This window comes from Collinsella sp. LCP21S3_C7 (assembly GCF_052118485.1).
GTDB lineage: Bacteria > Actinomycetota > Coriobacteriia > Coriobacteriales > Coriobacteriaceae > Collinsella.
The window spans coordinates 24,659-32,662 of the sequence record NZ_JBQKHC010000022.1 but is presented as its reverse complement, the minus strand read 5'-3'; the positions used below and the strand labels follow the sequence as shown (position 1 = coordinate 32,662).

Genomic DNA, 8,004 nt, shown 5'->3' with positions numbered 1-8,004 from the left:
CACGAGGAGGCGCCAGGTTAAACTGAAGGGACTGACCCCGGAGGAGTTCCGGAGACAGTCCCTTGCGGCGTAGTTTTTATTTAAGCCGTCCAAGTTTTGGGGTGCAGTTCAATGCGAGCTGTGGGGTTTTCCTTTGTGCCTCCGATGCGAAATAAATCGCTCAGATATTACTGATAATCGACGACGTCGATCCAGTTCTTCAGGAACTCATCGTTCACGTTGCGCTTACGAGCGAGCTCGGAAGCGGCGACGATGCTCGTCCACTGACGCACGACCTGCATGGGCATGTCGGCGCGATCGCAGTAGAGCTCCAGGTAGGCCTCGGCCTGGTCCTTGCTGTTGAGGGCAAAGAGCAGGTAGGTGGTGGCAACGTCGGCAGCAGGGGAGCCCTGGGTGGCGTGTGCCCAGTCGCAGACGTACAGCTGGCCGTCGTCGCCAACGATGACGTTGGAGGGGTTGAAGTCGCCGTGACAGACCTTGAACTCCTTGGTCATGCCGTCCAGACGCTCCTGAAGGTTGTAGCGCGTGGTGGCATTGAGCTGATCGAGGCTGTCGATCATGCGGGCGAACTTGTCGCGCTGACGGTTGAGCAGCGGGGAGGTGTAGCCGTGGATCTCGATCTGGAGGTCGACGAACATCTCGAGGTACTCACCAAAGCGCTGGGGCTCGGCAGTCATCTTCTCGGCAAGGGTGGTGCCCGGAACCTTCTCGGTCACGAGCGCCCAGCCGTTGGCGTTCTCGAGCTGAGAAACCTCGAGAGCCTTGGGGCTGCGGATGCCGCACTCATTGATGCGGGCAAGATTCAAAGCCTCGTTGAACACGTCGGAGACGGGCTTGGTCTCGTTAAAGACCTTGACGATCTTGTCGCCCAGGTCGTAAACGACTTTGTTGCCGCGACGGACGAGCTCGGTCTTGGATTCGGGGAGCAGCATGATTGCATCCTTTCAACGATGCGATAGAAGCAGCGGCGGGGGCGTGCGTGCGCCCGTTCACCCCCGCCGAAATAACCGTGCTAAAAACTAGCAGACGGCGTAGTCCTGGGGCTCGCGGCCATAGTAGGCGTCCAGGTAGAGCTCCTTGATCTCGCTCATGAGCGGGTAGCGCGGGTTAGCGCCGGTGCACTGGTCGTTGAATGCCTGCTCGGTCATCTCGTCGAGGGTGTCGAGGAAGTACTGCTCGTCAACACCGTAGTCGGCGATGGTCTTCTTGACACCGATGAAGTCCTTGAGCTCCTCGAGCTTCGTGATGAAGTTCTCGAAGACCTCCTTGTCGTCCTTGCCCTCGATGCCGCAGTACTTGGCCATCTCGGCGTAGTTGTGCAGCGCGTTGGGGTAAGGATACTGGGAGAACGTGCCCATCTTGACGGGGGCCTCGGCGGCGTTGTAGCGCATGACGCGAGTCAGGATGATGGCGTTGGCGATGCCGTGGGGCAGGTGATGGAAGGCACCGAGCTTGTGGGCCATGGAGTGGTTGAGACCCAGGAAGGCGTTGGCGAAGGCCATACCGGCCATGCAGGAGGCGTTGTGCATCTCCTCGCGGGCATGCGGGTCCTTGGCGCCGTTTTCGAAGCTGGAGGGCAGGTTCTCGAAGACGAGCTTGGCAGCGCGCTCGGAGAGGCCCTTGGTGTAGTCGGAGGCCATGATGGAGACATAGGACTCGATGGCGTGGGTCATGACGTCGATGCCGGAGGCGGCGGTCAGGCCGCGCGGGGCGGTCATGCAGTTGTCGGCGTCAACGATAGCCATGTTGGGGAGCAGCGCGTAGTCGGCGAGCGGCCACTTGATGCCGGTCTCCTTGTCGGTGATGATGGCGAACGGCGTGCACTCGGAACCGGTGCCCGAAGAGGTCGGGACGGCGACGAAGTAGGCCTTCTTGCCCATCTCGGGGAAGGTGAAGATACGCTTGCGGATGTCCATGAAGTCCATGGCCATGTCCTCAAACTTGCACTCGGGGTGCTCGTACATCATCCACATGATCTTGCCGGCGTCCATAGCGGAGCCACCGCCGACGGCGATGATGACGTCCGGCTCAAAGAGAGCCATCTGCTTGGCGCCGCGACGTGCGCACTGCAGCGACGGATCGGGCTCGACGTCGTAGAAGCAGTCGTGGGCGATGCCCATCTCGTCGAGCTTGGCCTCGATGGCGCGGGTGTTGCCATTCTTGAAGAGGAACTGGTCGGTGACGATAAAGGCGCGCTTCTTGCCCATGACGCTGCCCAGCTCGTCGAGAGCGACGGGCGTGGAACCCTTCTTGAAGTAGACCTTCTCGGGAGCGCGGAACCACAGCATGTTCTCACGGCGCTCGGCCACAGTCTTAACGTTGATCAAGTGCTTCACCCCAACGTTCTCGGAGACGGAGTTGCCGCCCCAGGAGCCGCAGCCCAGGGTCAGAGACGGCTTCATGCCAAAGTTGTACAGGTCACCGATGCCGCCGTGCGAGGACGGGGTGTTGATGACGATACGGCAGGCCTTCATGACATGCTCGAACAGGCTGATCTTATCGGCCTGGGCGGGATGCACGTACAGAGAGGCGGTGTGGCCCGGGCCACCGGCGAGTACCAGGTGCTCGGCCTTGTCGACGGCCTCCTGGAAGTCCTTGGCGTGATACATGGCCAGGACAGGGGAGAGCTTCTCGTGGGAGAACTCCTCCTTGGCGGGGTCGGTGGAGGTGACCTCGGCGATCAGGATCTTGGTCTTGGCGGGAACCTCGATACCGGCGAGTTCGGCGATCTTGGCGGCAGCCATGCCGGGGATGCGGTGATCGAGAGCGCCGTTCTTGAACATGGCGCCGCGCAGGGCCTCCATCTCGGCACCCTGCTTGACGAAGTAGCAGCCGCGCTTCTGGAACTCGGCCTTAACCTGGTCATAGATGGTGTCGATGACGGTCACGGACTGCTCGGAGGCGCAGATCATGCCGTTGTCGAAGGTCTTGGAGTGGATGATGGAGTTGACGGCGAGCAGCACGTCGGCGGTGTCGTCGATGACGACCGGGGTGTTACCGGCGCCAACGCCCAGGGCGGGCTTGCCCGAGGAGTAGGCGGCCTTGACCATGCCCGGGCCACCGGTGGCGAGGATGATGTCGACATCGCGCATGACCATGTTGGTCAGCTCGATGGAGGGGACATCGACCCAGCCGATGATGCCCTCGGGAGCGCCGGCCTTGACGGCGGCGTCAAGCACGAGCTTGGCGGCGGCGATGGTGCACTTGGCGGCAGCCGGGTGCGGGGAGATGATGATGGCGTTGCGGGTCTTCAGGCTGATCAGCGTCTTGAAGATCGCGGTGGAGGTGGGGTTGGTCGTCGGGATGACGGCGCCCACGATGCCGATGGGCTCAGCGATCTTGGTGATGCCGTAGGCCTCGTCGCGCTCAATGACACCACAGGTCTTGGTGTTCTTGTAAGCGTTGTAGATGTACTCTGCGGCGTAGTGGTTCTTGATGACCTTGTCCTCAAGAACGCCGCGACCGGTCTCCTCGATCGCCATCTTCGCCAGCGGGATACGAGCCTTGTTGGCGGCCATGGCGGCCTCGTAGAAGATCTTGTCGACCTGCTCCTGCGTGTACGTAGCAAAAAGCGCCTGGGCCTCTCGCATCTGAGCGAGCTTAGCCTCAAGCGCCTCTACGTTGTCCACAATTGCGGGAGTAGTGTTTTCCGGTGACTTTTTCACCATTTGTGTCTCCTTGCGATCGGAGATTTACCCTACGTGTTGCATGATAGCAAGAAATTATTCGGCGAACGGTAAGATTCCCGTAAAAGGCACACTAAAACGCTTCAACTAGCTGAAGCGTTTTAATAAAAATATCAGCCTGGCATCGGCCCGCCCATTGGGGACAGACTTATATGAGTGCTTTCACTCATTTGGGACAGACATCGTTTTGCCATTTCGCTGTTCTGGACCTGTTATGGCGGTGCAGCTGCTCGATTATATCCATCTCAATCCCGTGAAAGGTACGCTCGACTCACTCGAGGCGTACCGTTGGTCAAGCTTCAAGGCCTATCAGCTGGGCTACAATCCCTTTGACATTTGTGATGCGGCCCCTATGCTCGATATTGTCGGAGGCTCCCGTTGCTATTGCGAGCATCTCAAGGAAGTTACCGGGCGCATCTGGTCGGTGGAGGTTCTTCCACGCCGTCGGATCCCCGATGAGGAGGCCCTTTCCGTTGCGCGCGAAGTCCTGCCGAGCATAGATCCTACGCTGCTTAAGGCCCTGCCACGCCCCGAACGCGATGCCTGCCTGCTGAGGCTCCGTCAGGCACATCTCACGGTCAAGCAAATTGCCCGTATCACCGGTATCGGCGCTACAAGTGTGACCAAGGCCACTGCAGGCTGGAAGGAAGCTGCGTGAGGCAGGGGCCGGAGCTAGTCGGGGCGCCGCAGACACGCATCATGTCTGTCCCCAATGAGCGAAAACACCCATGTAAGTCTGTCCCCAATGAGTGCAAAAAGGCGCCCTCCACAAGAGAGGACGCCTTTGGTAAGTTCTATGTGAACGCGAGGTCTTTGACCCGGAGAGTCCGAGGTACTTGTTGGTAAGACCTTATTTAGGAGCGCGCAACCTTGCCAGACTTAAGGCAGGTGGAGCAAACGTTCATCTTGCGACGGTGACCATCGACGACGACGTAGACGCGCTGGATGTTGGGGCGGAACTTACGGTTGGTGACGCGGTGAGAGTGGCTGATGGAGCGACCGGCAACGGGGTGCTTACCGCAAACTTCGCAAACTTTGGACATAACTGACCCTCCTTGGGCGACAAACGAACATGTCGCGTTAACAAACAAGCCTGAACTATAGCACAGAAGCAGCTCCCTGTGCGTAATCTACACAGAGATATTTCTCTTATGGCGATAGTGCTCACGCTACGGCCCTGGACGTAGATCCGATTTGCGTGCAGCAGAGGGGATTATGCCAGCTCGCATCGACGTTTTCAAGCTTGTCCCGCAAATATATATAGGTTTATGGAGCGTTGAGTCCGTTTGCGGATTGCTCCGTATTAATGCTCGCAATTAAGCTCGGGGTTGGCTACACTATCCCTTGACCATTAAAGGGGTACGAGATACCCACATGGATTTATATTGCTGCCATAGAGCAGTCCTTCCTGTGGGTGTCTGGTCCGCTTTGAGCGGTCGGGCATCTATTTTTTTGACTGTATCGGCAGTCAAGACATGTGAGGAAGGAGATCGATGGGCACGACTTCCCCCAAGGCGGTCATCATGGACGAGACCGCCGTCAACCGAGCGATGACCCGCATCGCGCACGAGATTCTCGAGCGCAACGAGGGCTGTGAAGACCTCGCTCTGGTCGGCATCGTCACGCGCGGCGACCTTCTGGCAAAGAAGCTCGCCGAGGCGATCAAGGAGATCGAGGGTGTTGACGTTCCGCTCGGCAGCCTGGACATCAGCTTCTATCGCGATGACTATGCGACTAACTTCGCTCCCGCGATCCACGCTACCAACATTCCCTTCAGCGTCGACGGCAAGCGCGTCGTTTTGGTGGACGACATCCTGTACACGGGTCGCACCATCCGCGCCGCTCTGGACGCCGTTATGGACCTGGGCCGTCCGAGCCGCATCGAGCTGGCAGTTCTCGTTGACCGCGGTCACCGCGAGCTCCCTATCTCGCCGGACTTTGTCGGCAAGAACGTTCCCTCGTCGCACGAGGAGAACGTGCACCTATATATGAAGGAAGTTGACGGCCGTACCGCTGTCGAGATCAACGACGTCGCGCCGGGTTCCCACGTGGGCTCCGCGCCGCTGGGAGGTGAGTAGTACCGTGGCGTTCAATCATAAGCACCTGATCGACATTACCGAGTACTCCGAAGAGGACATCAAGCTCATCCTCGAGACCGCCAAGGCGTTCTCCGAGGTCAACGAGCGTGCCATCAAGAAGGTCCCCACGCTTAAGGGCAAGACCATCGTCAATATGTTCAACGAGCCCTCGACGCGTACCCGTAGCTCCTTCGAGCTCGCCGAGAAGCGTCTTTCGGCCGACAGCCTCAACTTTGGCGGCTCCTCGACCTCCACGGTCAAGGGCGAGAGCCTCGTCGATACCGTCGAGACGCTCAACGCCTACAAGATCGACTGCATCGTCGTGCGCGACAAACATGCCGGTGCTCCCTACATCGTCACGCAGAATTCGCCCGCGAGTGTTATCTGCGCCGGTGACGGTAAGCACAACCACCCCACGCAGGCCCTGCTTGACCTGTACACCATCTGGGAGCACAAGGGTGACTTCCACGGTCTGAAAGTCGCCGTTGTCGGCGACATCGCCCACTCCCGCGTCTGCGGCTCGCTGATCCCCGCGTTGAAGATCATGGGCTGCGAGACCTACGCCGTCGCCCCCGGCACGCTGCTGCCGCCGGCGCCCGAGGTTCTGGGCTGCGACCACGTGACGAGCGACCTCGATTCCGTCCTGCCCGAGCTGGACGTCGTCTACATGCTGCGCGTACAGCAGGAGCGCCTCGAGGGTGCCCCGTTCCCGACCATTCGCGAGTACCACAAGCTCTTCGGCCTGACCAAGGACCGTGAGAAGCTCATGAAGCCCGACGCGATCATTTGCCACCCGGGCCCCATCAACCGCGGCGTCGAGTTCGACTCCTATATGGCCGACCACCCGCAACGCTCCGTCATCCTGGAGCAGGTCTACGCCGGTATCTGCGTGCGTATGGCTATCCTGTATCTGCTGCTTGGAGGTGCCGATAATGGCCTTGCTTCTTAAAAATGCCCACGTCGTCGATCCGTCCGTCGAGCTTGACGGGGTCGTTGACGTCCTGATCGACGGCGACAAGATCGCCGAGGTCGGCGAGAACCTCGCCGCCGAGGGAGCCGAGGTCCGCGACCTTTCCGGTAAGTACCTTGTCCCTGGCCTGGTGGACATGCACGTCCACCTGCGCGAGCCCGGCTACGAGGTCAAAGAGGACATCGAGAGCGGCACCCGCGCAGCTGCCAAGGGCGGCTTCACTGGCGTGTGCGCCATGCCCAACACCGACCCCGTTACCGATAACGGTACCGTTGTTGAGTTCATCAAGTCCCGCGCTGCCGAGGTCGGCCACTGCCGCGTCTATCCTTCTGGCGCCATGACCCGCGGTCTTAAGGGCGAGGCTATGTCCGAGATGGGCGATATGGTCGCCCACGGCGCCGTCGCCTTCACCGACGACGGTCACGGCGTGCAGGGTGCAGGCATGCTCCGTCGCTGCATGGACTACGGCAAGATGTTCGGCAAGGTCTTCATGAGCCATTGTCAGGACGAGGACCTGGTCGGCCACGGCCAGATCAACGAGGGCAAGGTTTCGACTCGTCTGGCCCTCGAGGGCTGGCCGGCTGCCGGCGAGGAGCTCCAGATCGCCCGCGACATCGAGATCGCAAAACTGACCGGTGCCAAGCTGCACATCCAGCACATCTCCACCGCCCATGGCCTGGAGCTCGTGCGTGCCGGCAAGGCTGCTGGCGTTCAGGTTACCTGCGAGGCCACTCCGCATCACATGTTCCTGACCGAGAACGACCTGGACGAGACCTACAACACCTCGCTCAAGGTTAACCCGCCGCTGCGTACCGACGAGGATGCCGAGGCCATCCGCCAGGGTGTCATCGACGGCACCGTCGACGTCATCGTCACCGATCACGCTCCCCACACGCCGTGGGAGAAAGCCCGTGAGTTCGAGCTCGCGCCCTTTGGCATGATCGGCCTCGAGACCTCGCTGTCGCTCGTGCTCACCGAGCTGGTCAACACGGGCAAGATGGGTATGGGCCGCATGGTCGAGCTCATGGCTATTAAGCCGCGTGAGATCCTGGGCCTCGATCAGGTTCAGGTCAAGGCGGGCTCTGTTGCCGACCTGACCGTCTTCGACGCGTCTGTCACCTGGACGGTCGGCGAGGACGGTTACGAGTCGCGCGCCGAGAACTCCGGTTTTGCCGGCCGCACGCTTACCGGTCGTGCCACCGATGTGTTTGTCGGCGGTAAACAGACGCTTGCCGACGGCTGCATCTGCTAGCATAGCCTTATCGCTTTT

At 60.3% G+C, this 8,004-nt stretch carries 8 protein-coding genes; 5 read left to right on the top strand and 3 right to left on the bottom strand.

Annotated features, from left to right (window positions below; genetic code table 11):
- A partial coding sequence (locus tag ACTQ1E_RS07840) for an IS3 family transposase (RefSeq protein ID WP_441015707.1) occupies positions 1 to 73 on the top strand: 73 nt, incomplete at its 5' end.
- Positions 74 to 167: 94 nt separating this feature from the next.
- Here the strand turns inward: ACTQ1E_RS07840 and ACTQ1E_RS07835 are convergent.
- Both ACTQ1E_RS07835 and adhE read right to left on the bottom strand, forming a co-directional pair.
- Positions 168 to 932, bottom strand: a complete 765-nt coding sequence (locus ACTQ1E_RS07835; RefSeq protein ID WP_154516259.1) for an aminoglycoside phosphotransferase family protein — start codon at positions 930 to 932, stop codon at positions 168 to 170.
- 87 nt (positions 933 to 1,019) lie between these two features.
- Positions 1,020 to 3,668 carry a bifunctional acetaldehyde-CoA/alcohol dehydrogenase gene (gene adhE, locus ACTQ1E_RS07830; protein ID WP_427795671.1) on the bottom strand — a complete coding sequence of 883 codons (2,649 nt, stop codon included), beginning with the start codon at positions 3,666 to 3,668 and terminating at the stop codon, positions 1,020 to 1,022.
- A gap of 232 nt (positions 3,669 to 3,900) precedes the next feature.
- Between adhE and ACTQ1E_RS07825 the strand changes: the two genes are divergently transcribed.
- Complete coding sequence (locus ACTQ1E_RS07825) at positions 3,901 to 4,344, top strand: hypothetical protein (RefSeq protein WP_441565696.1); 444 nt, start codon at positions 3,901 to 3,903, stop codon at positions 4,342 to 4,344.
- 196 nt (positions 4,345 to 4,540) lie between these two features.
- Here the strand turns inward: ACTQ1E_RS07825 and rpmB are convergent, their stop codons facing one another.
- Positions 4,541 to 4,729 (bottom strand): 50S ribosomal protein L28, encoded by a 189-nt coding sequence (gene rpmB / locus ACTQ1E_RS07820; RefSeq protein ID WP_022094725.1) that lies wholly within the window; start codon positions 4,727 to 4,729, stop codon positions 4,541 to 4,543.
- 450 nt (positions 4,730 to 5,179) lie between these two features.
- Between rpmB and pyrR the strand changes: the two genes are divergently transcribed.
- The 3 genes from pyrR to ACTQ1E_RS07805 are packed head-to-tail and all read left to right on the top strand — an operon-like array spanning position 5,180 to position 7,986.
- Positions 5,180 to 5,764, top strand: coding sequence for a bifunctional pyr operon transcriptional regulator/uracil phosphoribosyltransferase PyrR (gene pyrR, locus ACTQ1E_RS07815; protein WP_138374176.1), 585 nt, complete (start codon positions 5,180 to 5,182; stop codon positions 5,762 to 5,764).
- Between the two features lie 4 nt (positions 5,765 to 5,768).
- A complete protein-coding gene (locus tag ACTQ1E_RS07810) occupies positions 5,769 to 6,713 on the top strand; it encodes an aspartate carbamoyltransferase catalytic subunit (protein ID WP_035138537.1) in 945 nt (314 codons plus the stop codon).
- Positions 6,697 to 7,986: a dihydroorotase gene (locus tag ACTQ1E_RS07805; protein WP_441563419.1), complete on the top strand. Its 1,290-nt coding sequence runs from the start codon at positions 6,697 to 6,699 to the stop codon at positions 7,984 to 7,986. Before ACTQ1E_RS07810 ends, ACTQ1E_RS07805 begins: the two co-directional genes overlap by 17 nt.
- Positions 7,987 to 8,004: the final 18 nt, after the last annotated feature.

Bases quoted from the DNA above. Each gene is read 5' to 3' on its own strand.
- ACTQ1E_RS07835 (WP_154516259.1), bottom strand. From the start codon at position 932: ATGCTGCTCCCCGAATCCAAGACCGAGCTCGTCCGTCGCGGCAACAAA.
- ACTQ1E_RS07825 (WP_441565696.1), top strand. From the start codon at position 3,901: ATGGCGGTGCAGCTGCTCGATTATATCCATCTCAATCCCGTGAAAGGT.
- adhE (WP_427795671.1), bottom strand. From the start codon at position 3,668: ATGGTGAAAAAGTCACCGGAAAACACTACTCCCGCAATTGTGGACAAC.
- pyrR (WP_138374176.1), top strand. From the start codon at position 5,180: ATGGGCACGACTTCCCCCAAGGCGGTCATCATGGACGAGACCGCCGTC.
- ACTQ1E_RS07805 (WP_441563419.1), top strand. From the start codon at position 6,697: ATGGCCTTGCTTCTTAAAAATGCCCACGTCGTCGATCCGTCCGTCGAG.
- rpmB (WP_022094725.1), bottom strand. From the start codon at position 4,729: ATGTCCAAAGTTTGCGAAGTTTGCGGTAAGCACCCCGTTGCCGGTCGC.